1 protein-coding gene is annotated in these 298 nt (G+C 58.1%); it reads left to right on the top strand.

The genetic code is table 11. The annotated features are described in order from the left end of the window. Positions 1–298: contractile injection system protein, VgrG/Pvc8 family (locus SLS51_RS23555; protein ID WP_323840886.1), on the top strand; the 298-nt coding region annotated here is incomplete at both ends.

Below are 298 nucleotides of genomic sequence, written 5' to 3'. Positions count from 1 at the left end.
GGCGTACCCCTGCCCGAAGCGGGATCAGGTGATGCAATACGGCGAAGACGACTTGCGTTTTGTGCAACGCCTGCTGGCGGAAGTGGGGATCTGGTACAAACTGACGGCGGACGACCGGCTGAAAATCGATGTGGTGGAGTTTTACGACGATCAGCGTTACTACCAGTTTAATGTCTATATGCCGGCCCGGAATCCGTCAGGCATGCACGGCGGGGAGGAAGACGCGGTGTGGGGCATGGAAACCGCGCATCAGGTGGTGGCAGGCAAAGTGGTGACCCGCGATTATGATTACCGTGAC

This window comes from Photorhabdus africana, assembly GCF_035181445.1.
GTDB classification, from domain to species: domain Bacteria; phylum Pseudomonadota; class Gammaproteobacteria; order Enterobacterales; family Enterobacteriaceae; genus Photorhabdus; species Photorhabdus laumondii.
Note: the sequence above shows the minus strand (reverse complement) of the source record. Positions and strands in the feature narration are given on the sequence as shown.